A 25,027-nucleotide genomic window follows, 5' to 3' on the forward strand; every position below is an offset into this window, starting at 1 on the left:
CTCTTCATAGGTTGTCTGTTGCCACAACACTTTTTCTATCATAGCACTAATTTGTTAACGGTGTGTAAAACAATACCTACTTTTTACATTTTGCGCCCAAACACCTAGATCACTTCATCCTGAATTAATGGAAGGATCACACGGAACGTTGTCCCCATGCCCAGCTCACTTTCTACAGACAATTTGCCATGATGCAATTCCACCAGATGCTTAACGATGGAAAGTCCAAGCCCCGTGCCCCCGGAATTACGGGATCTGCCTTTGTCCACGCGATAGAAACGTTCGAAGATTCGCGGCAAATCTTTTTTCGGTATGCCAATGCCCGTATCCGACACAGCAAACACGACTTCATCATCGTTCTGATCCATATTCACCTGCAACTTCACACGTCCACCCTCAGGGGTGTAGTTGATTCCGTTGGATAACAGATTGATAAAGATCTGCTTCATTTTATCCTCATCTGCTTCAATGTACAGTTCCTCGGGAACATTCATTTCCAGACGAATCTGCTTTTTCTCCGCCACTTTGGAAAGGGTGCCCAGCACCATCTCGAAGAAAGAGTGCACATGAACAGGTGAGCATTGCAACGGTGCGCGTTTGGATTCAATTTTGGATAACTCCAGAATATCCCCAATTAGGCGATTAAGTCGATCGCCTTCATCATAGATGATTTGCAAGAATGAGCGCTCTGTCTCTTTATCCTGAACCCCTCCACTGAGCAACGTTTCGGCAAAGCCTTTGACTGCAGCAACAGGTGTTTTGAGCTCATGAGAGACATTCGCAACGAACTCACTGCGTATTGATTCCAGTCGCCGGATTGCTGTCACGTCCTGCAAAAGGAACAACATGCCTCGGTATCCGCCATCATCTTCGGACATTGGTACGCCGTCAATACGGATCAATTTTTCTTCCGGGTTGAACACGCTCACTTCTTCATGCATCCGATCACGAAGTGCAACACTCTCTTCAATGGTACGGGTTAACTCGTAGTGTCTCTTCAGTTCAATATAAGGCTTACCCGTAACTTTTCCAGCCTGAATGCCCAGCATACGCTCCGCTTCCCGATTGACCAGTGCAATGGATTGCGCTGCATCAATCATGACAATGCCTCCGGTCATATTCGCCAAGACACTCTGTAACAGTGCCTCATTATCACGAATCGTCTTCAGCTGAGACTGCAAACTGTCTGCCATTCCATTTATCGCGAGCCCAAGCTGCCCGATCTCATCCTTGCGCGTTACATCAACTCTCGCATCGTATTCCAGCTTGGTAATTCGATGGGCTACTTTCGTAATATGCTCAATCGGAGAGGTTAGTCCCCGTGCAACCCGGTAACTGACAAACGCGACAATCAGGAACAGCAGTCCCAGTGCAGCAAACATGATTATCCAGCCACGCTGAAGACCCTGATCCACAGCCTGCAGACTCATGGAAAGACGGATATAGCCATCAAATTTGCCGCTCGGTATTTCAATCATGTCACTTTGATCCGAATTCACAGGTAGTGCCACATAGAGCATATCTTGTCCCAATGTTTCACTGTAACGTATGGACTGCCCGTACCCATCTCCAACGGCACCCTTAATCTCCTCCCTGTCCAAGTGATTATCCATGGAGGCCGGATCACTCTCTGAATCTCCAATGACCGTGCCATCTTTATTGATGAAGGTTACACGGGAATCCGTCAGGCGATCCAATTCCAGTGCCCGATCTGAATAATACTTTCGTGTTTCTTGCGAGGTTGGATCACTTGCATCATGAAATGGAAATGTTGCTTTGAGCAAATTAATCTCGCGCACCATGGTTTGCTCCAGTGCGGTAGTATGTGTAGTTTTAAACACTCTGCCCATCGTATATCCAGCCACAATGACGGATACACCGATCAGCACCATCATAATGATGGCAAGGCGAATTCGGAACGGTCTCATCTATCTCTTCCTTTATGATCAAATTAATATTTAATGACTTGCTCTACAATGAATCCAGTTCAATTCGGTCCCCGCGGGTGCCAGGCTGTGAAATAACCAGGAATTCGGTATCTGAATCGCTCCGATTCATCATCTGATGAGGCTCTCCCGGGGGAATCTCTATACCTTCATGGGTTTCCAGGACGAACTCTTCTCCATGTAGTTCCATACTGGCTTCACCGCTGAGGATAAAAAAGAACTGACGGCTTATCGAATGATAATGTCGTAAGTCCACCCCATATATAATGTGCTGCATTCTGTTTGCTCATTTTCATATGCATGAACCCCCCTGAAGTAAACTTGCTCGATCTATCATATCACAGATCATTCGTCTTCCATTCTTTTCAATCGAGCTTTGCAACAAACGGTGCTACTTCGGCTTCAAACAGACAGGGCTAATGGTAAAATATCATAGTTGTATCAACGGAGATGCAGACTTTTGTAAGCAGGTGCTAAATTGTATCCTTGCTCACATACTCCCTCACATAAAAAAGACGTACCGCTCAGCAATGCTGAAAGCGATACGCCTCTCTATTATTCATCCTATTCTGAACCCGAACCTTCTTAAGGAATTACCCGTTCACCACTTCGCCACCATTCACATGCATCACCTGTCCGCTCACATACGAAGAATCATCCGAAGCAAGGTATACGTAAGCTGGAGCCAGTTCATCCGGTTGTCCCGGCCGCTTCATTGGCTGCGTTGCGCCGAACTCGCTTACTTTCTTCTCATCAAATGTGGATGGAATGAGCGGTGTCCAGATCGGCCCTGGGGCAACGGCGTTGACTCGGATGCCCTTCTCAATCACATTCATCGACAGAGAACGTGTGAACGAAGTGATTGCTCCTTTGGTAGATGAATAGTCAAGCAAGGTCGGGCTGCCGCGATAGGCCGTAATGGATGTCGTGTTAATAATCGTACTACCACTCTTCAGATGGGGCAGTGCAGCCTGCGTCACATAGAACATGCCAAAAATATTGGTACGGAATGTACGTTCCAGCTGTTCTGGTGTAATATCCTCCAGATTCTGCTGTGGGTGCTGTTCTGCCGCATTATTCACGACTATGTCCAGTTTGCCCAGTTTATCTACCGTCTGCTGAACCGACTTCTTGGCAAAGGCATCGTCACCAATGTCCCCGGCAATCAAGATGCACTTGCGTCCTTCTTGTTCAACCTGACGCTTCGTCTCTTTGGCATCTTCGTGCTCGCTCAGGTATACAATCGCGACATCCGCGCCTTCCTTGGCGTACGTCACAGCAACAGCACGTCCGATCCCGCTGTCCCCCCCTGTAATGAGCGCCACCTTATCCGTCAGTTTGCCTGCTGCCTTGTATTCAGGCTTTTCAAATTCCGGTCTGGGATGCATCTCCGATTCGATTCCGGGGCGTTGATCCTGGTGCTGTGCCGGCATTGTTTTTTGATTTTGTGGTGTAGTTGACATCTAACATTCTCCTCTCAAAATGTGAACATATTTGGATTACAGAAGACATGGACATAACTGCATACTTCCTTGTCTTTCGTTCTCTGAAAAAAGTCTCATTCTGTAGGATGGCAGTAACAGTCCAGATTATTCTTCTGCGATCAACAGCAACTTAAGCCTCAGCGTGCTGTCCTTAATCTTATTTACCACGATCGTTGGATATCAAACAACCTATCTGCGTCATTACTTATTTTTCCGAAAATTCGAAATTTATTCAAAATTAGACTGTTTCATGATTCAAAGTGTATTCCTATGCTGCGTAGGCTGATGTACAATGTACAGTATACAGATGTGCTTAGATTTTCATTATTACTCGCTTAATCATTCTAACCTGACATGGAGACCTGACAATGGAATCGCATATTAATTCATATATAACACTCGTAGCCACTTCAGCCGTACTGAATGTGTTTTTGTGTTTGTATACCTATTTCAGAAGATCCGAGATTCCCAGTGCCAAAATATTTATTCTCTACACAGCAGCACTCTCCATATACACTTTTGGTTACGCGATTGAGCTGGCCAGCGACACGCTGGAGCAAATGAAGTTTTGGACTACCGTGGAGTATATAGGCATGCCTTTCTCCGCCTCTCTCGGCCTTATCCTGATGATAAGATATACAGGAAAAACGTTATCCAAAAAGGTAACTGCCGCACTGTTTGTAATCCCTTCCATTACGCTATGTATGGTAGCAACCAATGACTTCCATCATCTCTTTTATAAAAAAGTATGGCTAAGAGAAAATAGTTTCGTACCTCTGATGGATATCGCAGTAGGACAATGGTATGTCATACACGGTGCCTTCACTTTCTCCTGTCTGTTATGTGCCTGTCTTATTCTGATTGGACAATGGAGACACACCAAGAAGATGTATCGTCGTCAATTACTTACACTGATTACTTCACAGATTATTCCGATGGTCGCCGCTTTCCTGTATTTGCTTGGTCTGACGCCCGGCGGGATGGACCCCGTGCCCGTGCTCATGTGTATTACCTCTGCGATGTATATCTGGGCTATTCTATCCTCACGTCTACTGACCATCGTACCGATCGCCAAAGACAGTATCTTCGAGAGCATGCGTGAAGGTGTTATTGTACTGGATAGTTCCAATCGCCTGGTGGATTACAACAGATCTCTGCGTGACATGTTGCCAGAGCTTAATCTGGCGATGATCGGCCAACCCTTGGATGACATATGGCTTCATCTTGCAGGAGAGACTTTTCCCGTCGAATACGGCAGGGAAGGATTACAAACCGATCTGTACTGGCAGTTAAACGGAGAAACCGTCTGTTATCAGGTTAGGACATCTTACGTGTATAACAAGGATGCACAGACTGTGGGCAGCCTCATTATGCTTATTGATATAACGGAACAACGTTTCTTGCAAGAACAGTTGAAGCAACTGGCTTATTTCGATGGTCTGACCAAAATATATAACCGCACACAATTTTTGCATAAGGGGCGGGAAATTTTGAGTGATGCTCAGCTTAATCTGCAACCTGTCTCCTTTATTTTATTTGATATTGATCACTTTAAACGCATCAACGATACCTATGGACATGATGTTGGAGATCAGGCCATCATTCATGTGGTCTCCGTATGTAATCGATATTTGAACCCCGAGATGTTGTTCGCCCGTTATGGAGGAGAAGAGTTCGTCATCGCTCTTCCGAATACATCGCTTCAAGAAGCTGAGAAACTGGCAGAGCAACTGAGAGTTGCCTTGTTGAATGAACCCCTCGATGTTCAGGGTCTCCCTGTTACGCTGACCTCAAGCTTTGGTATTGCCCAGTACAATGGCGGGGTGGATTCCCTGGAGTCCTTGCTGCGCGACGCTGACACTGCCTTGTATGAGTCCAAGCGCAATGGTCGAAACGCAGTTCGTACACATGCTTTGAGTACAGTCTAGCCATAGCTGGCCTTGTCTGATGCGATGTAAGAGGATAATTGCGAGTTTCTCATCGCAACAACAAAAAAGACAGCCCAAGAGGGAGGCTGTCTTTTTTTCATTCGTTATAACGTAATAATACCCTTTTACGTATACTGATTCAGCTTGTCCATATGACATCCCAAACGCTTCATCTACGGTTTAGAATACATCATCGGACAGTTGGTTTAACCGTCCACAACGTACTTAGATTACCTGATTATTCACCATCAGATACACCATGATCAGCAAGAACACAGCCAGAAGTGTACTGAACATACGGATCTTGCTTTGTTCCGCCCCCACATCACGCTTGTTTTTTACACCTTCTGCAGCGAGTCGCAGCGGTTTACCCATAATTCCTCCAATAGCGGCAATAGCCAGCAACAGGACGACAACAACAGCCATCCACAGATGAGAATACTCACCTTTCGTCATCAGGTAACCACCTGTAAGAAGTTGAATCACAAGTCCATACTGCGCGATTTTGTTCAGAGAACGAAGCGATGCAAATGCTCCCTCTTGAGCTGCAGCATTCAAGGTACGAATTTTACCGACCACGAATGGCAAAATCAGATAGAACCCCATCGCCAGTGCTCCAACAATATGGAGCAGATACATAATCATTGTCAAAATTTTCATCCTCCTCAACATTTTCGGTGTGCTATACATCACATCCCATTATACTGGGGAACTTATCCAAAGAAAAGAAAACCTCCGGCTCTCCGAAGGTTTTCTTTCTATTTCTGTTCAAAAAGTGATCAAACTTATAAGTTTACTACCGAAATGACGTTGCGAACCGAATCAGCCGATTTGTCCAATCCTGCTTTTTCTTCCGCTGTCAGTTCAAGTTCGAATATTTTCTCAATGCCGTTACCACCCAGAATGGTTGGTACACCAAGGAACAGATCATTGTAGCCATATTCACCTTCAAGATAAGCGATCACTGGAATGATGCGTTTCTTGTCCTTCAAAATCGCTTCGGTCATCTGAACGAGTGAAGCCGCTGGTGCATAATAGGCACTGCCGTTACCCAACAGGTTCACAATCTCGCCACCGCCAACACGTGTGCGTTGAACAATGGACTCGATGCGGTCTGCCGGAATCAGCGTGTCAATCGGAATACCACCCACGCTCGAATAACGAACGAGTGGCACCATGTCGTCTCCGTGGCCGCCAAGAACGAATCCACGAACATCTTCAACAGATACATTCAGCTCTTGCGCAATGAAGGTACAATAACGTGCTGTATCAAGAACACCTGACTGACCGATAACACGGTTTTTAGGAAAACCGAGGGTCTGATAAGCAGCATACGTCATCGCATCCACCGGGTTACTTAGAATAATGACGATGGAATCAGGGCAATATTTTTTCACATTTTCACAAACGGACTTCACGATACCCGCATTCGTGTTGACCAGATCATCGCGGCTCATACCCGGTTTGCGGGCAATGCCAGCCGTGATGATTACAATCTCAGAACCTGCAGCATCTTCATAGTTGGAAGTACCGACGATATGGCTGTCAAATCCTTGAACAGGACTTGCCTCCAGCATATCGAGTGCTTTCCCCTTGGTCGGGTTCTCCAGTTGAGGAATATCAACCAGTACAACATCCCCGAGTTCTTTTTGGGCAAGCATCAATGCGGTCGTAGCTCCGGTAAACCCGGCACCGACTACTGTGATTTTTTTGCGCTGAATAGTCACGATTCACATCTCCCCTTACAGGTTTTTAATGATTTGATCAGCGAATTCAGAACATTTCACTTCAGTAGCGCCATCCATCAGACGTGCAAAGTCATACGTTACTGTTTTATTGTTAATGGATGTTTCCATACCTTTGTAGATCAGGTTAGCTGCTTCCTGCCATCCCAAGTGCTCAAGCAACATTACACCGGACAGAATAACGGAACCAGGGTTCACGACATCTTTGTCCGCGTATTTAGGTGCAGTACCATGAGTCGCTTCGAAGATGGCATGTCCTGTTACGTAGTTGATGTTCGCTCCAGGAGCAATACCAATTCCGCCAACTTGCGCAGCCAGTGCATCAGACAGATAGTCACCGTTCAGGTTCAGAGTTGCGATTACATCAAACTCACCCGGACGAGTCAATACTTGTTGCAGAGCGATATCGGCAATTGCATCTTTTACGATGATTTTACCAGCATCTTCAGCGGCTTTTTGTGCTGCATTCGCTGCATCTGTACCTTCGTTTTCTTTGATGATGTCGTATTGTGCCCAAGTGAATACTTTGTCAGCGAACTCTTCTTCAGCCACTTCGTATCCCCAGTTTTTGAAGGCACCTTCAGTAAATTTCATGATATTACCTTTGTGTACCAATGTAACAGTCTTACGGTTATGATCAATTGCGTACTGCACTGCTGCACGTACCAAACGTTTGGAACCTTCGGAAGAAACCGGTTTAATACCAATACCGGAAGTCTCAGGGAACCGGATTTTGTTAGCACCCATCTCTTGTTGCAGGAACTGGATTACTTTTTTCACTTCTTCAGAACCTTCAGCATACTCGATTCCTGCATAGATATCTTCCGTATTTTCACGGAAAATGACCATGTCTACCAGCTCAGGACGTTTTACTGGAGAAGGTACACCGTCAAAATAACGTACCGGACGCAAGCATGTGTACAGGTCAAGCTCTTGGCGAAGCGCTACGTTCAGGGAACGGATACCGCCACCGATTGGCGTAGTCAATGGTCCTTTGATCGCTACGATATACTCACGAATGGCTTCAAGTGTATCATTCGGCAACCACTCACCGTATGTATCAAATGCTTTTTGTCCAGCAAACACTTCATACCATGCGATTTTTTTGTTGCCATCATATGCTTTTTCAACAGCTGCATCCAATACACGCTTGGAAGCTTTCCAGATATCACGGCCTGTACCGTCACCTTCGATAAATGGAATGATCGGGTTATTAGGTACTTGAAGTGTACCGTTATCAATTTGAATTTTTTCGCCTTCAGTTGGGTGAGCAAATTTTTCTAATTTCATAGTTAAAATTCCTCCTAGGTTTTGTATATGCAGTATTGATCATACCACTAGTCTTGTTGAAGGAAGGGTCCTGAAAGTCCAAGCTAGTAAGGCTTCTACTTTCCAACCCTTCACCTCGTCTATATTATTATACTGTTTTTGCGGCTATTAGCGAAGTTCAATAGAAACGTATTTCTGTTCTGTAGGACCGGTGTACTCCGCACGTGGACGAATGATCCGGTTGTCCGCAAGCTGTTCCAGAATATGCGCAGTCCATCCAGATACCCGGCTGATCGCAAAGATCGGCGTAAACAATTCCTGTTCGATCTCCAGTTGGGTATACACAGAAGCAGAATAGAAGTCGACGTTTGGCTTCAGTCCTTTTTGTCCTGTTACCAGTTCCTCGATCTTCACAGACATATCATACAGACGTGTATCATTGTTCATTTCGCCCAGTTCTCTGGACATCTTCTGCAGATGTTTGGCACGTGGATCACCGTTTTTGTATACGCGATGTCCAAAGCCCATGATCTTTTCACGGTTGTTCAGTTTTTCCTGAATAGCCGCTTCCAGACGATCAGGCGTACCGATCTCATTCAACATTTTCATAACGGCTTCATTAGCACCGCCATGCAGTGGTCCCTTCAGTGCGCCAATGGCGGAAGTTACACCGGAATAGATATCGGACAGCGTAGCAACCGTTACGCGGGCTGCAAATGTCGAAGCGTTCAACTCGTGATCCGCATGCAGGACGAGCGCTTGGTCCAGTGCTTTGACTGCGGTCTCGGACGGTTCTTCACCAGTCATCATATATAAAAAGTTCTCTGCGATGGAAGCGCCTTCTTTTGGAGCCACAGGTTCTTTGCCCTGACGAATACGGGCGATGGCTGCCACAATCGTTGGCAACTGTGCTTGCAACTTAACTGCTTTGTTCTCATTCGCTTCCGTTGTCATCTCATCAGCTTGCTCGTCGTACAGTGCAAGTGCAGAGACCGCGGAACGAAGTGCTGCCATGGTACTGATGTTTTTCGGATACAATTGGATTTGTGCAATCAATTCGCTCGGAATCGGCGCGTAATCGCTCAGGCTTTTACGAAGGGATTTCAGTTCATCCGTTGTTGGCAATTTACCAAACCACAACAAATAGGCAACTTCTTCAAAGCTAGCATGTTCAGCCAAATCGTCGATATCGTAACCACGGTATGTGAGCACACCGTCTACAATAGAACTGATCGAAGAGGTTGTTGCAACGATGCCTTCCAGACCTTTGGTAGCTGTCATATACATCTCTCCTTTAATAAGCGAAATCAAGAACCATTCCAGAGTGTCATATAAGTGCCAAAATGCACCTATCCTCTTTTTGTAAACATTTTCATTTTGAAATTACCAAATAATACAAAATACTATTTTCCTATCTGTCAATCGCTATTTACTTATAACATCATACTGGATTTTGTCGTTTATGTGAACACGATGAGAGTTCATTCGCACATCAAACTTCTTTATCAGACCGATAAAGCATTTTTGAAAGCCTTTACAAAAACAAGGTTGACATTTAATGTTTTTTAACCAATCTTGTCTTCTGAGGAACTTTCTATTGCTATATTCTGTAGGACTGAGGCATACTCTAGGCAAAAGAAAGATTCCGGGTAGAGGCACTTCAATAAGTCCCCTTTGAACGCGCACTGTTCGCATCCCGGCGTTTCAAAACCTTGTAAATGCTCTATATTAATTAAGATAGCCATCTATTCTAATACGGCTTCATGAATCATACATAGGTCGGCTTAATTGAAATAAGGAGAGTTGATGCTTGGATAGAATCATATTGAAACGCCTGCTCCGCGGCTTATGGGTTATTATTGCGACCATTCTAATCGCCGTTGCCATATATTTGCTGTTCCCGCTCTTATACCCTTTTGTGATCGCCTGGATTATCGCCTATGCCATGAATCCATTGGTGCAATTGCTTCAGCATAGAGCACGATTCCCCCGGTGGCTGGCTGTGACTCTCTCATTGATCCTTTATTTTGGAGCCATAGCGGTAGTGCTGTCTGCGGCTGTTACCCGGATGGTGAAAGAAGTCATTTCACTCACGACGAGCTTCGATCTTCATGTTGATGAGATCAAGGACACGTTTGTGCGCTGGACTCAGAATGACACGATTCAGAGCTTGATTGGGCAGATCAATGAGTTTTACAAGGAAAATCCCAATTATCAGGAAACCATCAACAGCAATATTAGCAAAACGACCGAAACGGTAGGGACAGCCGTGACAGATCTGGTCACCGGATTTTTCAACATGGTCCTGAGTTTGCTGACTTCCCTGCCTAACATGGGTGCGGTATTAATCGTTGTGCTGTTGTCTACGTTCTTCATTAGCAAAAGCTGGACCCGGCACAGTATCACAGTCTCCGGTTGGGTGCCGTCTTCCATCCGTAAGCCGATATCCGACATATGGACTGACCTCAAGAAGGCGCTGTTCGGGTATGCAAGAGCACAATTAATCATGATCTCGATTACTGCCCTATTCGTCATGATTGGACTGCTTATACTGCAAGTCAATTCAGCCTTCACGATCGCTCTGTTTATCGGTCTGGTCGATCTGCTTCCTTATCTGGGTGTTGGCCTTGTCATGGTGCCTTGGGCAGCATACCTGTTTATGAATGGAGATCTGTATCTTGGCATTGGCATTAGTGTTATCTATCTGATCTTACTGATTGCCCGTCAGATTATTGAACCGAAGGTACTTGCCAGTAGCGTAGGACTCGACCCGCTCGCCACGCTCGTTGGCATGTTCGTGGGGCTGAAACTGTTTGGCGTGCTCGGCTTGATTATTGGTCCTGTCAGTCTGGTGATCCTTGATGCGTTCAATCGCGCTAACGTATTGCGAGATCTCAGAACGTATATCATTAACGGACGTGTCCGATGAGGCTGATCTGCAGGAGCATACAGGTATAATAGAAAAGGCTCTGTTCAACAGAACCTATCTGCTGAGCGGAGCCTTTTGCATAGTGCAAGTGTCTCATTTCGGACGACGATAAAACGTGATGTTCCCATTTTTCATTTTTTTCTCCAGCCATCCCAGGAAGAACAGACGGTAAACCTGGCGTGTTAATGGAAACACCAGTGTGAATCCAATCAGGTCGGTTACAAAGCCTGGAATCAAGAGCAAAAAACCACCGACAAAAATAAAAAGACCATCGACCATTTTTCGTCCAGGTACCTTGCCGCGCTCCATCTCGGATTTGGCGTCTACAAGTACTTTTCGCCCTTCAAACTGCAACATGGCTATACCAATCAAGGACGTGAGAATCATGAGAAGCAATGTCTTTCCGGCTCCAATCCAGTCACTCATCAGAATGAAACCAAATAATTCAATCACCGGAATGATTAATAGTAGAGCCCACATCCATTTTCGCATTGACGAATTACCCCTTTCCCGAAAGCCACACCTTTTCAAGCGCGCTGTATAGCTCAGAAGCTGCTTTATCCAGCCGGACTGGCTTCCAGTTCCCATTCACCCATACATGCTGGGTAGAACCTGTAACCAACCGTTCACCGGGGAGTGATTCATCAGCTGTCCATACCCGTTCTCCAACCGCCATATGTTCATCAAGGTCCTCAGACATACGCCTTACGTCATACTCATAGTTCAGTCGCAGACCACTAAATGCAGCAATACGGGTGAAAATGATAATCTCATCATCATATCGAGCAGGTTTGTGATACTTCACATCCAGTCCGGTTACGGGAAGCAGTAACCCCTGTTCCTCCATTTTACGATATGTATACCCCATTTGGCGAATCATCTCAGTTCGACCGATTTCAAACCAATTTAAATAGTTCGCGTGATAGACCACGCCCATCTGGTCACTTTCTTGATAGCGTACACGAAGACGTGCCGCATACCAGCTACCCTTGCTCTGTTCTCGCACGTTATTGGCCTCCTTCGCTCTACCATTCATACGTGTTACATCACTGTAAAGTGTCATTAAGATGGAAAAAAGCAACGGGACAATAACGCCCCATTGCTTCTTTCCTGTTGCTTCTCCATCTAAAAACGCAATTAAGCGTTGTTAGGGATTTGGCTTACTTTGATCAGGTTGGTAGAACCGGAACGACCCAAAGGTACACCAGCTGTGATCACAACCAAGTCTCCTTCTTTAACCAGTCCGGATTTTACGCCGCCTTCAATTGCGTTTTCGAACAATGCATCTGTGGAATCAACCAGTCTTCCTTTGACAGGAGTTACACCCCAAGCCAGGGCCAGACGACGGGAAGTTCTGTCTTCCGTTGTCACAGCGATGATTGGAGATTCTGGACGATATTTGGAGATCATGCGTGCAGTGTGTCCGGATTCAGTCGAAGTAATGATCGCTTTCGCGTTCAAATCTTGAGCTGAAAGGGCAACCGATTGGCTGATCGCTTCTGTTACTGTTGTTTGTTGAGCCACACGTTGCTTCAGATACAGCTCTTGGTAAGGCAGAGCAGATTCTGCTTTTTCAGCAATACGGGACATTGTCAGAACGGATTCAACTGGGTATTTACCCGCAGCTGTCTCACCGGACAACATGATTGCGTCCGTACCGTCGAAGATCGCATTCGCCACGTCACTTGCTTCCGCACGTGTTGGACGCGGGTTACGTTGCATGGAATCCAGCATTTGTGTAGCTGTGATAACCGGTTTACCTGCAACATTACATTTTTGGATCATGCGTTTTTGTACCAACGGTACTTCTTCCGCAGGAATCTCAACACCCAGGTCTCCACGAGCAACCATTAGGCCGTCAGACACTTCAAGGATTTCATCGAGGTTGTCGACACCTTGTTGGTTTTCGATTTTGGAGATAATTTGGATATGTCCAGCATTGTGTTTTTCAAGCAGTTCACGAATCTCAAGAACGTCACTCGCTTTACGGACAAAAGAAGCCGCGATGAAATCGACACCTTGTTCAATACCGAATACGATATCGTTAGCATCTTTTTCAGTGATACCCGGCAGAGAAATGGCAACGCCCGGAACGTTAACACCTTTTTTGCTTTTGATCGAACCACCGTTAACGATACGGCATTTGATCTCGGTGCCTTGCACTTCCACCACAGTCAGTCCGATCAGACCGTCGTCGATCAGAATTGTAGATCCCGGTTCAACATCATTCGGAAGATCTGTATACGTAATGGAAAGACGTTCTTTGGTGCCCAGAATTTCTTCTGTTGTCAAAGTGATGTACTCGTCTTGAACCAATTCAATCGGCTCAACTTCGAGTTTACCTGTCCGAATTTCCGGTCCTTTGGTGTCCAGCAGGATCGCTACTGTTTTGTTCAACTCTTCGCATGCTTGGCGAATCGCAATGATCCGTCCGCCGTGCTCATCGAAATCACCGTGGGAGAAGTTCAGACGGGCCACATTCATACCGGCCATAATCAATTTTTTGGTGTTCTCCAGAGATTCACTGGATGGACCAATCGTACATACAATTTTCGTTTTGCGCATTTTGGGTTTCCTCCGATTTTAAAGGTATATCTCTTTATCTATTTTTCTTTTTCCAACTATTAAATTTACTATACTTTTGCTCATTTGTATAGGAAATTCGTCACACTATTCAGCATTTCCCGACAAATTACTCGCCACATCGACTTCTACCCGCTCTTCAGGGACTTCAACAGGCGCTTGAGGCTCAAACGTGACCGATCCAATTTTACGGAATTTCTCATAACGATCCTGCCTCAACTGCTCTCCGCTCCAACCTTTCATCTCATCGAGATGACGAACCAGAGCTTCACTGATGAACGCAGCAGACGCTTCATAATCCCGATGAGCACCACCGCGTGGCTCAGGGATGATATCTTCAATGACTTCCATCTCCAGCAGGTCTTTGGCTGTTATTTTCATCGCTTCAGCCGCCTGATCTGCCTTGGATGCATCCTTCCAGAGAATCGAAGCAGCACCATTTGGAGAGATCGCAGAATAGATCGCATGTTCCAGCATCAACACACGATTACCCACAGCCATAGCGAGGGCACCGCCGCTGCCTCCTTCGCCGATGACCACAACAATAACAGGAACCGAAAACTTCGCCATTTCCATCAGGTTGCGGGCAATAGCTTCCGATTGACCTCTCTCTTCTGCAGTATTACCCGGATACGCCCCTTTAGTATCAATAAACGTAATAATAGGCCGACCAAATTTGTTCGCTTGTTTCATCAGACGTAGCCCTTTTCGGAAACCTTCCGGATGAGCGCTCCCGAAAAAGCGGGCGATATTGTCCTTCGTATCTTTCCCCCGCTGTTGTCCGATAACCGTTACCGTTTTTCCATTTAACTTGGCAAGCCCGCCAACAACCGCAAGATCGTCTCCGAACATGCGGTCGCCATGCAGCTCAATAAAGTCCGTAAATATTAACTGGATCAGATCCAATGCAGTTGGGCGTTGCTGATGACGCGCCAGATGCATCTTCTGAGCTGCCGTTATGCCTGTGTAGATCTCTTCTTCAAGTCTATGATAACGTTCTTCCAGGCGGGCAATCTCGTCCGTGAAGTCGATGCCTTTCTCCTGTCCAAACTGTACAAGTTCATCAATCTTTTTGCGCATCTCAACCAGAGGCGCTTCATATGGCAACTCACCCGCCATTTAGACCCCTCCTTTTTCACTATGCATATCCAGAAGCTTGCCAAGAGTGGCCCGCAGTTCTTTGCGGTGGACAACCATGTCCAGCTGGCCGTGTTGCATATTAAATTCAGCCGTTTGGAAATCATCAGGTAACTTCTGACGGATGGTCTGCTCAATAACGATTCTGCCGGCAAAACCAAATACAGCGCCAGGTTCGGCAATATTAATATCGCCCAGACTCGCGAAACTTGCCGAGACTCCACCTGTCGTCGGATCCGTAATGACCGAGATAAACAGACCGCCCTGCTCATCCAAACGGGATAAAGCTGCGCTTGTTTTGGCCATTTGCATGAGACTGAGAATACTCTCCTGCATCCGGGCACCACCTGATGTGGAGAAAATGATCAATGGCAAGCGTTTCTCTGTTGCATGTTCAATGGCACGAGTAATTTTCTCCCCTACAACCGAACCCATACTCCCTGAGAAGAAATCAAAACTCATGACAGCCACAACCACAGGCAGGCCATCAATCGTACCTTCCCCTGTAATTACGGCTTCCTTCAGGCCCGATTTCAGGCGCTGTTGTTCCAGTTTGTTGCTGTATCCGGGAAAGCCAAGTGGATCAACCGATATCATATCAGCGTCAAACTCAACAAATCCTTGATCATCAAGTACCATGGCAATACGATCCATAGCGTTAAGACGCATATGGTAACCGCAGGCAGGACATACTTTCAGATTTTTCTCCAATTCCTTGCTATATTGAATGGTGCCGCATTTGCTGCACTTGTTCATAAGCCCTTCAGGTATTTCACGTTTTGGGCGTTCTAGGACTTCCTGGCCTTCACCTGGAAGTGCACGCTCGGAAGGTATGGTAGCGTACTTCCGTTTCTTCTGGAATATATCTTTGAACACAACTACACCTCTCCAGCCGTTGATTTGATGGCCGCAACCTGCAGTTCGCTGCTTGAGGCAGCTTCACCCGCGCGCTACGGTAAACCGCTTACGACCCACACGCTGCCATGAGCCCTTGTCCAGCATTCACAACAAAAAAATCCGCCGGTACAGGGCAAGGATCAGCGGCTTCTGTCAGCACGATTGATGTTACCTGCAATAACCGAAAGATTGTTGCGCCGATGTTTGAATCTATCTTGGTAGGGTCTCCGGGAGCAACCTGGTCGGTCCTTGTCCTAACAAAAAAAGAAGGAAGGACAGCAGCATACAATACATGCAAGTCGATTCCTCTCTCCGCTTACGCGATTAGTCCCTTATGTACCGATGGTACTTCTTCATCTGCCAAGGCACGTCGATGTCGAACAAATCAGGAATGCAGAATGGAATTCAGCACTTCCTGGACCTCTTCCAATTCCCCAGAAGGGACGCGAATCTCAAATTGCTGTTTGGATAAACTGATGGGACGGGTCTGTACCAGAAAACCTTCTTCCGAAAGCTTGGTCTTGATCTTGTCCGCAACCTTTGCTGTCGGTGCAATGTAAATCACCGTCCACATGCCTTGTCCGCCCCCTAAGCTAATGTTCAGAGCCCGTATATTGGACTAATGATAACATACCTCACTTTTTTTCTGCAAGAAAGGGTTCGGGACCTTTGGGGAGAATTTGGGATCATGAGGGACATTTGTCCCCCACGGACAACGCATATGGTTGACGAAATCTTCTTGTTCCTCCCTCAACAACAAGCAGCGTCAAGCCTACCAGGGCAGCCTCAGCCGCCCTTGATGACTTCATATGAGCCATTGGAGTGACACGAGCATGTAAGCATGGAAATGCAGGGGGTTACAGGTCGGAGGGGTATTTTTTGGCTTTAATATTTTTGTGGGCAATCCGGGCAGAAGCTGCAGCCGCCACCCCTGCGACCAGATCATCCAAAAAGACATGAATGGCGGATGCATGCTCGTTCAAATCATGAATAACACCTATTTTTTCTTTATCCAGATAACCAAAGCTGGTTAAACCGATCATACCATACACATGAGTAATGCCGAGGGCCAGAGTCTCGTCCACTCCATACAAAGATTCATCCGCTTCCATAATAGCCTGTAACGGTTGAGGCAAGAGTTTTTTCTCCGCAAGTTCGTCGAGTGCAATACCTGTATAGAGCGTATATTGCACCTCTCGTTTCTGCAGAACGGATTTCACGCTGGTTACACAGTCGTCCAAGGTCAGTTCCGGGTGGTACCCTTTTTGAAGACGGTATACTATTGCTGCGATGGCATCAATTCGTACACCTCGCCGGGCCAGCATGGCTTCTACGATTTCATATGACATATCTCGACCTCCCGCATCAATCCCCCGAGGACCGCGAGGTCCTTCGGTGTTCTCAAGTGTATGCAGCAAACTGCTAAAATGTTCATAAAATATGCGGATGGTTGAAACCATAAAAATAATCAAAAAGAACCTGTTCAGCAGTTCGCCGAACAGGTTCTTAGGAGTCTCAAGGGACACTCAAGCTTTATTTAATCTTGACCGTGCCTTCACCCAGCATCTTCTCCATATCGGAGAACAAGGTTGGTGATGGCTTAATCCGATAGGCATCACTCAGGGCAAGCAGCTTCTGTTGCTGCTCATAGAAGAGCACCGTAGCAACAGGTCCGGGATGCTCCTGAAGCAGCTGCTTGAGTCGTGCCAGAAGCTCAGGCTTCTCTGCATGCGGCGCAATCTTCACGAACACCCGCTGCTCCACCGCCCGCGGTCCGCGGCCCTGCTCCGGGCTGCCAGCCGTCTCTGCGGCACCATCGGCCCGGGACGCTGCCGCCGTGGCTGCGCCCGTACCCGCTGCACCGCTGCGCGTCGTTGCCGGGCCTTGGCTTCGGCTGCCATGCGCAGCCGAAGCACCCACGCCTGCGCTGCTCTGCTGCGCTTCGGCTCCTGCGCCCGCTGGCCCTCGCGGCGAAGCCGCCTGCGCCGGGCGCGAAGAGCTGCCGCTGCCGGGCTTGCCGCGCCGGTCACGGCTACGCAGCTGCTGCTCCAGTGCCGCCGGTGACAGCGGCGCCACCTCCTCAGCCAGCAGCTTAAACCCTTCGTCCTGCTGCTGCACTTTGGCACGCACGACGAGCAGTTCACCTTTCCCCACATACTGCTGGCTACGCCGCCATACTTCGGGAAAGAGAACCACTTCGCAGCGTTCAATCTGGTCTTCCAGCTCCATGAACGCCATGGCTTTGCCCTGTTTCGTCGTAATCGACTTCACAGACACAACCATTCCCGCGGCCACCGTCATCGTGTCGTCAGCCGCCTCGGTCAACTCCATGATCCGGTCAGCCCCACTCGATTCCAGCACATCTTCATAGTCATCCAGCGGATGACCGGAAAGATACAAGCCTAACAACTCACGCTCTAGCTCCAGTTGCTGCCCTGAGGAATAAGGAGGAATTTCCGGGTATTCGATCTCCCAGTTCGGCGTCTCAACGAAGTCGAACAATTGAATCTGCAGATCCTCGCGTTCCTTGCGCCATTTCAGCGCCGCCTCTACAGTCTCATCCAGCATCGCGAGCAATTGGGCCCGGTGTCCAGGCAAAGTGTCAAATGCTCCTGCCTGGATCAGCGATTCAATCACACGTTTGTTACATACGCGCAGATCGACGCGACGACAAAAATCGAGCAAACTGTCGAATGGTCTCTCCTGTCTTACGATCATGATGCTTTCCATCGCCTGGGTACCGACATTTTTCACAGCAGCCAGACCGAAACGTATCGCACCGGATAATTTTGCCTCATCCGGGTTCTTATCAGACACAGCGACTGTCTTCGCCGCAGTGGACAATTCACCATGCTCCGCGTGCGAAGAAGACGCCTCTTGTCCCTGGTCATCACCATTTCCCGTTGAAGCAATCGCCACCAATCCCGGTCCCTTCCGGTTGTCGGATGCCTCAGGCATGGATGTCGATGCTTGCCACTCATATCTGCCAGCTTCCTCATCTGATCCCGGCCCCGGGTCATCTGGCAAAGGTGCTTCACCATATTCGGCCTGTCCCGAATAACCATCTTCCTCATGGTCGGAAGGTTCCCCGAAGGAACTCCCGTTGCCGGTGGCCTCAAAGACAGGCGTAAACAGAATACCGCTCTCATTCACATCAGGTGGAAGTACCTCCATATTCATACGACGACATTCCACCACGTACTCGGCTACTTTACGATGACTGCCCATTACGGCTGTTAACATGGATGCCATAAAATGAACAGGATAGTGTGCCTTCAGATAAGCCGTCTGGAAAGCGAGTACGCCGTACGCCGCAGCATGGGCACGCGGGAAGCCATAGTTGGCAAACTTGACGATCATATCATAGACCAGGTCTGCCTCTTCTTCGCTATACCCTTGTTTTAGACTGCCCTGTACAAAGTGTCCACGCTCCAGATCCAGTACTTCCCGTTTCTTCTTGGAGACCGCTCTGCGAAGCAAATCCGCTTCACCCAGCGAGAAACCCGCCATCCGTGAAGCAATCTGCATGATCTGCTCCTGATATACAATGATGCCATACGTATCTTTCAGGATAGGCTCCAGATCCACATGAGGGTAATCGACTTCGATCTGTCCATGCTTGCCCTGAATGTATTTGGATATGAACTCCATCGGACCCGGACGATACAAGGCCAACACGGAGATCACATCTTCAAATACGCTGGGCCTCAATTCTTTCAGCACACGGCGCACCCCGGCAGATTCCAGTTGGAATATGCCCATCGTGTCACCTCGCCCAAGCATCTCATACGTTAACGCATCATCATCCGGGATGAGACGGAAATCCGGAATTTCTCCATGTTCCCCAATCCAGCGTACACAACGCTCAATGATCGAGAGGGTACGCAGACCAAGGAAATCCATCTTAAGCAAGCCAATCGACTCCAGGTTTTCCATGGAATACTGGGTTAACGCTGTCCCTTCACTGCCCTCCTGTAGCGGCACCGCATCGGTCAGTGGATCACGTGAGATAACCACTCCCGCCGCATGCGTCGAAGCATGACGTGGCATGCCCTCGACCTTCATGGCCATATCCAGCAGCTCACGAGTCTTTGGCTTGGTTTCATACAGCGCCTTCAGTTCAGGTGTAGCCTCCATGGCCCGTTCTATGTTAATGCCGAGCTGCGCTGGAATCAGCTTCGCAGCCTTGTCCACTTCTCCATAAGGCACATTTAGCGCCCGCCCGACATCCCGTACGGCTGCCCTGGCAGCCATCGTTCCAAACGTGATAATCTGGGCGACATGGGCTTTGCCATATTTATGCGCTACATAATCAATGACCTCATCCCGCCGCTCATCACTGAAATCAATATCAATATCCGGCATGGAGATCCGCTCGGGATTCAAGAACCGCTCGAATAGCAGGTTATATTTCATTGGATCAACATCGGTGATGTGCAACGTGTACGCTACCAGACTACCTGCCGAGGAGCCCCGGCCTGGTCCAGTAACAATCCCTTGCTTATGCGCATAGGCGATAAAATCCCAGACAATCAGGAAATAATCCGAGAATCCCATGCTGTCTATTACACCCAGTTCATACGCCAATCGTTGTTCGAGTTCGGATCGAAGCTCCACGTCTGTCCAACGTGTAGACTGCGCATAACGCTCCTCCATTCCTTCTTCGCACAATTGACGCAGGTACGCGGAAGGGCTGAGTCCATCGGGAAGTGGTCTATATTCAGGCAAAATCGATTTGCCGAATTCCAGCTCCAATTCACAAGACTCCGCAATGCGGACGGTGTTGGCCAGAGCTTCGGGCACGTGAGGAAACAAACGAGCCATCTCTTCTTCACTTTTCAGATAGAGCTGATTGGTTCCAATCCGAAGCCGAGTCTCGTCATCTACGGTCTTGCCTGTTCCGATACAGATCAATACATCCTGAAGCTCCGCGTCCTCTTCAGACAGGTAATGCGCATCATTGGTGGCTACAAGCGGAATCTCAAGCTCGGCAGCCAGACGAATAAGCTGAGGATTTACCCTTTTTTGCTCCGAAAGCCCGTGATCCTGAAGTTCCAGATAGAAGTCGGCACCAAAGATATTTTTGTAGCGTAACGCCGCACGTCTCGCCTCTTCTTCTCGTCCATGCAGCAAATGTTGTGGCACTTCACCACCAAGACACGCACTTAGGCAGATAATACCCTCGTGATGGGCAGCCAGACTTTCCATATCTACACGTGGTTTGTAATGAAAACCTTCGAGATGTCCAATCGAGCACAATTTCATCAGATTACGGTAACCCGTCATATTTTTGGCCAGCAAAATTAAATGATGAATCGGCTGGTCCTTGCGGCTTCCCCGCTCTTTGCGGGACCCTGCAGTCATGTATGCCTCGCAACCTATAATCGGCTTGATGCCTCGTTCAACGCAGGCTTTATAGAAAGGAATAGCACCATACATCACGCCATGGTCGGTCAGCGCAAGTGTTGTCATTCCGAGATCTGCAGCTTTGTCCACGAGATCCGGAATACGCGCAGCGCCGTCCAGCAAACTGTATTCGCTGTGAACGTGCAAATGCACAAAAGAACTCATGTTTTTTTCTTCCTTTCGCCGCGGATAATAGCAACATCGATCTTCTGATCCGTCTGCTGCCTTATCTTTCTCATGTATATGAATTCGATAAATAAAAAAATGGATTCCCCTATTAAAAGGGACTTTATTATTCTATTTTATCATAACGCTCGGGGGCACGCCCATACAATAGAAGTACAAGCCGCTCCCCCTGTTACAGACCAACGACAGGAGGTGTGCTGCTGGGTCTGAAAGGGGTGTTGCCAATGAGCACATTTTTGTCCAAAGCCATTCTTGATTTCTTTATTGCGTTTGGGATCGTGCTGGGCGGCGCGATGATCGGAGGTATTGGAGCAGTGATCTCTCTTCAGCCTCCGACACAGACGATGCTCGATATTTCCGGGAAAATAAAGATATGGGCACTCGCAGCTGCTGTCGGCGGCACCATCGATCCCATGCGTGTCATCGAGAGCAATTTCCTGGATGGGAACCTGTCTCCAGCGGTCAAACAAATTCTGTATCTGATCTCTGCTTTTATGGGTGCGCATATGGGAACCGAATTGGTGAAATGGGTGTGCGGCGGAGGCCGGAGTTAACATGAGACAGGAACAGCGTTCATGAGAATTCCGCCATTCTCCCGTTACCGCCCGCTGATGCGAATGACCGCTGTATTTGTTCTGGGAATGATCGCTGGATGTGTCGTCTACAATGGTGTATTTCACCTGAGTTACAATGCGTTGTGGCTGAACAATCAGGAGCTGCAGCTTCAGCTGCATCAGAATGAGGAGGATATCAAAACGCTGAAAAAATACAGTAAACGCCAAACCGTTATCAAGGAAATCAAGGTCCGTGCGGAAGAATCCGATAAGGGGCCGGACGAGGCTTCTCTGAAAGTGATGTTACAGAAGCTCGGGGACGAACTTGAGGTACTTCGGGGCAGAGATGTATTCAACATCGACGAGTATAGCAAAATGACGCGAATCATGCTAAATCAGAAAGTATATACGGTTAGGGAAAAAGAGTATACCGTTCAGGTGAAAACGATGCTGGTTATGGAAGGCGTGTTGCAAGTATGGGTACAGATTCGCCTGCACGTTCCTGCATAATGATGGGATAATAGCAAAAAAAACTGCCCTTGTCTCCATCACTGCATGGTACAATAAGGGCAGTAAAAGCTTTCCAGAAAAGGAGCTGCGTCTTGGTGTTCATCGATGTACTCAAATATGCTCTGATCGCTATCTTTGCTGTTGCCATGGTCTTTGCCGCACTGAACAGCATTCGTTCACGCAGAACCTCGGATGCCGCCAGCGCTGGTCTTTACCGCTCTTGGACGAATATCTGGATGGGAGGCATGCTTATTATCCTTGCCCTGATCCTGATGTTTGTCTTCACGGGTTCTACCGTATCTGTCATTGTGGAAGCGCTATTTCTAATTATGGGGGCATACAATGTATTCGCTGGAATACGCAACCGCAGTTATTATGCCCGGCTACAACAACGTTCGCAGAATGGAACGAGCAAAACCTCAGGACAATCTGTATGATTCACTAGAACCTTATCGTTGTGTAAAAAAAGAGAGTACTTCCCTACACCAGACGAAGACTGAACACGCACCTAAGCCGAATTCAGCAGATCTTCTCAGGTTAGGGGGTGCTCTCTTGTTCTATGCCCTGGGTAATTCTCCCTGTTAGGCATGGTCAATGGATTGCAATGTCATGACCGCTTTACATACCACACTGCCTTCGCGGGTAACCACAATGTCCATCTTGCACGTTCGACGGCTGGTTTCCAGAATAACCGGTCGAACCAGAATCTGATCTTCAATCTGTACTGGTCGCACAAAATAAGTCGTCACATTATCCACCACATGGTCGTTCCCTGTAACATCCCAGGCTGCCCGCCGGCCGGCCTGGGTCATCACATTCAAGAGGACACCTTCCGAAATCGTGCCCAGGTCCGTCGCCATCTGTGGGATGATGAATCCGTGAAATAACAGTTCGTTCTGTTCTCCGCGTTCCTCGGCAAACCCATTCCAGATCAGATGATCAAACGTCTCTCCCAGTTGGGGCTGCTTCTGGGCATCTCTCATGGCCTGCAGCACTTCCTTGCGTGTGACGGACGCAATCAGTTTGCGGTTACGATCCACGATGGGCAGAAAGTCGATGCCTTCCCACGTCATGATCTGGGCAGCAGAAGCGAGAGATGTCTGCAGTGAGGCCGTAATCGGGCGGCGTATCACGCATTTCTCAATACTCTGATCTGCCGTAAGCTCACTGACATCCTTAAGACTTACAATTCCGATGACCCGGTTCCATTCATCCACGACCGGGAAGCGGTGTTCACCCGTCTCCGACACCAGCATATGAAAATCTGCGGCTGAACTGGTGACCTTCAACACCTGCAGGCGAGGTTTCTGACCGATAATATCTTCAACAAGCATAATTTTTTTCTTAATCAACCGGTCGAAGATCGCACGGTTAATCATTGAAGCCACCGTGAATGTATCATGTCTGGATGAAATAATCGGTAGCCCAAGCTCATCAGCCATGATTCTCACTTCACGACTTGTCCCGAAGCCACCTGTAATCAACACGCCAGCTCCCTGTTCGAGGGCAAGCGAGTGAGCATCTTCCCGGTTACCCACAATCAGCAAACTTCCAGCATCAATATAACGGGCCATGGCCTGCTCTTTCATCGCACCAATCACATACTTGTGCAGTGGTTTGGCAAGGCCATCGTTTCCACCTAGTACATGGCCCTCCACAATGGTCACGACATCAGCAAAGGTCAACTGTTCCGACATGCCCCGAGGTCTCTTCTCGATCCGCACGGTTCCAATTCGTTCCTTGGTCACCACCAGCCCGAAGTTCTCTGCCTCTTTCACTGCACGATAAGCTGTCCCTTCACTTACACCCAGCTCTCGCGCAAGTCCACGTACCGATATTTTACTGCCAACTTTAAGTTGTTCAATATGTTGAAGTAACTGTTCATGCTTCGTTACGTTCTCTTCCTGTCCGTCCATCTGTACCACCCCCGAAGATGCATCTGTACTATACTGTACCTATTATAACACGCCGTTAGGAAAATAACCCCATCTCCTATCCCATTCTTATCGGGAAATGGGCCGCTTGGATTCAATCTTCCGATTTATCCCGATCCTTGTATGTACCAAAAAGACCGGCCCCTTATTGCAAGGGAATCCGGTCTTGTTCCAGAGGCAGAACCAACGCTGTTGGCCCTGGCATACGGATTGTAATTCTATCCTTTATACAGACTTGCTCCGCTCCTGCTTGTCCATCAGTTTCATTTCCCACTGCCGCAGCTTCGCCCGACGAACGGCTTCGAGCGCACGCTTCTTCTCCTCATCCACACCGAGAATAAAATGCAGATGTGCGCCAACGATTAATAAAGAGAACAGCACCCATACGATGCCAAAAATATTAACCCAGTCCATTCCTCCAGCAAAGGAAATCCGCGGCAGTGCAATAACCAGCATCGACAACGCGATAAGCAGATAGATCACATGTTTTGCTTTTTTCAACCTCTTCACCATTCACAG

Annotated in this window: 22 protein-coding genes; 5 read left to right on the top strand and 17 right to left on the bottom strand. The window is 47.9% G+C overall.

From position 1 onward, the window contains the following. Positions 1–104 precede the first annotated feature (104 nt). The 3 genes from pnpS to AC4G47_RS20870 all read right to left on the bottom strand — a co-directional run bounded on the left by pnpS (position 105) and on the right by AC4G47_RS20870 (position 3,409). Positions 105–1,928 (bottom strand): two-component system histidine kinase PnpS, encoded by a 1,824-nt coding sequence (pnpS, locus tag AC4G47_RS20860; protein WP_491102451.1) that lies wholly within the window; start codon positions 1,926–1,928, stop codon positions 105–107. Between the two features lie 43 nt (positions 1,929–1,971). Then, positions 1,972–2,223, bottom strand: a complete 252-nt coding sequence (locus tag AC4G47_RS20865) for a cupin domain-containing protein (RefSeq protein WP_491102453.1) — start codon at positions 2,221–2,223, stop codon at positions 1,972–1,974. Between the two features lie 316 nt (positions 2,224–2,539). Beyond that, a complete protein-coding gene (locus AC4G47_RS20870; protein ID WP_491102454.1) occupies positions 2,540–3,409 on the bottom strand; it encodes an SDR family oxidoreductase in 870 nt (289 codons plus the stop codon). Positions 3,410–3,798: 389 nt separating this feature from the next. Here AC4G47_RS20870 and AC4G47_RS20875 point away from each other — a divergent pair, with 389 nt between their 5' ends. Beyond that, a complete protein-coding gene (locus AC4G47_RS20875; protein ID WP_491102456.1) occupies positions 3,799–5,358 on the top strand; it encodes a histidine kinase N-terminal 7TM domain-containing diguanylate cyclase in 1,560 nt (519 codons plus the stop codon). A 225-nt stretch (positions 5,359–5,583) separates the two neighbouring features. On the opposite strand, the gene AC4G47_RS20880 is transcribed toward AC4G47_RS20875, so the two are convergent. The 4 genes from AC4G47_RS20880 to citZ all read right to left on the bottom strand — a co-directional run bounded on the left by AC4G47_RS20880 (position 5,584) and on the right by citZ (position 9,653). Beyond that, a complete protein-coding gene (locus AC4G47_RS20880) occupies positions 5,584–6,009 on the bottom strand; it encodes a hypothetical protein (RefSeq protein ID WP_458126156.1) in 426 nt (141 codons plus the stop codon). Positions 6,010–6,143: 134 nt separating this feature from the next. After that, positions 6,144–7,085 (bottom strand): malate dehydrogenase, encoded by a 942-nt coding sequence (gene mdh / locus AC4G47_RS20885; RefSeq protein WP_336760852.1) that lies wholly within the window; start codon positions 7,083–7,085, stop codon positions 6,144–6,146. A 15-nt stretch (positions 7,086–7,100) separates the two neighbouring features. Then, entirely contained in the window at positions 7,101–8,393 is a 1,293-nt protein-coding gene (gene icd / locus AC4G47_RS20890; protein WP_491102459.1) for an NADP-dependent isocitrate dehydrogenase, read from the bottom strand. 147 nt (positions 8,394–8,540) lie between these two features. Next, entirely contained in the window at positions 8,541–9,653 is a 1,113-nt protein-coding gene (citZ, locus tag AC4G47_RS20895) for a citrate synthase (RefSeq protein ID WP_491102461.1), read from the bottom strand. A gap of 529 nt (positions 9,654–10,182) precedes the next feature. Between citZ and ytvI the strand changes: the two genes are divergently transcribed. Continuing rightward, on the top strand, positions 10,183–11,301 hold the full coding sequence (gene ytvI / locus AC4G47_RS20900; RefSeq protein WP_491102463.1) for a sporulation integral membrane protein YtvI: 1,119 nt from the start codon (positions 10,183–10,185) through the stop codon (positions 11,299–11,301). Positions 11,302–11,394: 93 nt separating this feature from the next. Here the strand turns inward: ytvI and AC4G47_RS20905 are convergent, their stop codons facing one another. From AC4G47_RS20905 to AC4G47_RS20940, 8 genes are all read right to left on the bottom strand, one after another. Then, positions 11,395–11,793 (bottom strand): FxsA family protein, encoded by a 399-nt coding sequence (locus AC4G47_RS20905; protein ID WP_491102465.1) that lies wholly within the window; start codon positions 11,791–11,793, stop codon positions 11,395–11,397. Between the two features lie 7 nt (positions 11,794–11,800). Further along, positions 11,801–12,337: an acyl-CoA thioesterase gene (locus tag AC4G47_RS20910; RefSeq protein ID WP_491102467.1), complete on the bottom strand. Its 537-nt coding sequence runs from the start codon at positions 12,335–12,337 to the stop codon at positions 11,801–11,803. A 101-nt stretch (positions 12,338–12,438) separates the two neighbouring features. Then, positions 12,439–13,866, bottom strand: coding sequence for a pyruvate kinase (gene pyk / locus AC4G47_RS20915; RefSeq protein WP_405131857.1), 1,428 nt, complete (start codon positions 13,864–13,866; stop codon positions 12,439–12,441). A gap of 105 nt (positions 13,867–13,971) precedes the next feature. Next, entirely contained in the window at positions 13,972–15,003 is a 1,032-nt protein-coding gene (locus AC4G47_RS20920) for an acetyl-CoA carboxylase carboxyltransferase subunit alpha (RefSeq protein ID WP_458126151.1), read from the bottom strand. After that, complete coding sequence (gene accD / locus AC4G47_RS20925; protein WP_145319560.1) at positions 15,004–15,897, bottom strand: acetyl-CoA carboxylase, carboxyltransferase subunit beta; 894 nt, start codon at positions 15,895–15,897, stop codon at positions 15,004–15,006. A gap of 406 nt (positions 15,898–16,303) precedes the next feature. Beyond that, positions 16,304–16,492: a hypothetical protein gene (locus AC4G47_RS20930; RefSeq protein WP_017689496.1), complete on the bottom strand. Its 189-nt coding sequence runs from the start codon at positions 16,490–16,492 to the stop codon at positions 16,304–16,306. A 283-nt stretch (positions 16,493–16,775) separates the two neighbouring features. Then, positions 16,776–17,267: a phosphatidylglycerophosphatase A family protein gene (locus AC4G47_RS20935; RefSeq protein WP_145319563.1), complete on the bottom strand. Its 492-nt coding sequence runs from the start codon at positions 17,265–17,267 to the stop codon at positions 16,776–16,778. A 184-nt stretch (positions 17,268–17,451) separates the two neighbouring features. After that, positions 17,452–21,489, bottom strand: a complete 4,038-nt coding sequence (locus AC4G47_RS20940; protein ID WP_491102470.1) for a DNA polymerase III subunit alpha — start codon at positions 21,487–21,489, stop codon at positions 17,452–17,454. 245 nt (positions 21,490–21,734) lie between these two features. Here AC4G47_RS20940 and AC4G47_RS20945 point away from each other — a divergent pair, with 245 nt between their 5' ends. The 3 genes from AC4G47_RS20945 to AC4G47_RS20955 all read left to right on the top strand — a co-directional run bounded on the left by AC4G47_RS20945 (position 21,735) and on the right by AC4G47_RS20955 (position 23,011). Then, a complete protein-coding gene (locus tag AC4G47_RS20945; protein WP_026081169.1) occupies positions 21,735–22,064 on the top strand; it encodes a YtrH family sporulation protein in 330 nt (109 codons plus the stop codon). A gap of 21 nt (positions 22,065–22,085) precedes the next feature. Continuing rightward, on the top strand, positions 22,086–22,574 hold the full coding sequence (locus AC4G47_RS20950) for a sporulation membrane protein YtrI (protein WP_145319569.1): 489 nt from the start codon (positions 22,086–22,088) through the stop codon (positions 22,572–22,574). A 95-nt stretch (positions 22,575–22,669) separates the two neighbouring features. Continuing rightward, positions 22,670–23,011: a YtpI family protein gene (locus tag AC4G47_RS20955; RefSeq protein WP_491102473.1), complete on the top strand. Its 342-nt coding sequence runs from the start codon at positions 22,670–22,672 to the stop codon at positions 23,009–23,011. A 144-nt stretch (positions 23,012–23,155) separates the two neighbouring features. Here the strand turns inward: AC4G47_RS20955 and AC4G47_RS20960 are convergent, their stop codons facing one another. Together AC4G47_RS20960 and AC4G47_RS20965 are read right to left on the bottom strand one after the other, a co-directional pair. After that, positions 23,156–24,490: a DRTGG domain-containing protein gene (locus tag AC4G47_RS20960; RefSeq protein WP_169478703.1), complete on the bottom strand. Its 1,335-nt coding sequence runs from the start codon at positions 24,488–24,490 to the stop codon at positions 23,156–23,158. A gap of 243 nt (positions 24,491–24,733) precedes the next feature. Beyond that, positions 24,734–25,021 (bottom strand): hypothetical protein, encoded by a 288-nt coding sequence (locus AC4G47_RS20965; RefSeq protein ID WP_458126146.1) that lies wholly within the window; start codon positions 25,019–25,021, stop codon positions 24,734–24,736. Positions 25,022–25,027 lie beyond the last annotated feature (6 nt).

This window comes from Paenibacillus sp. Negev47, assembly GCF_058313655.1.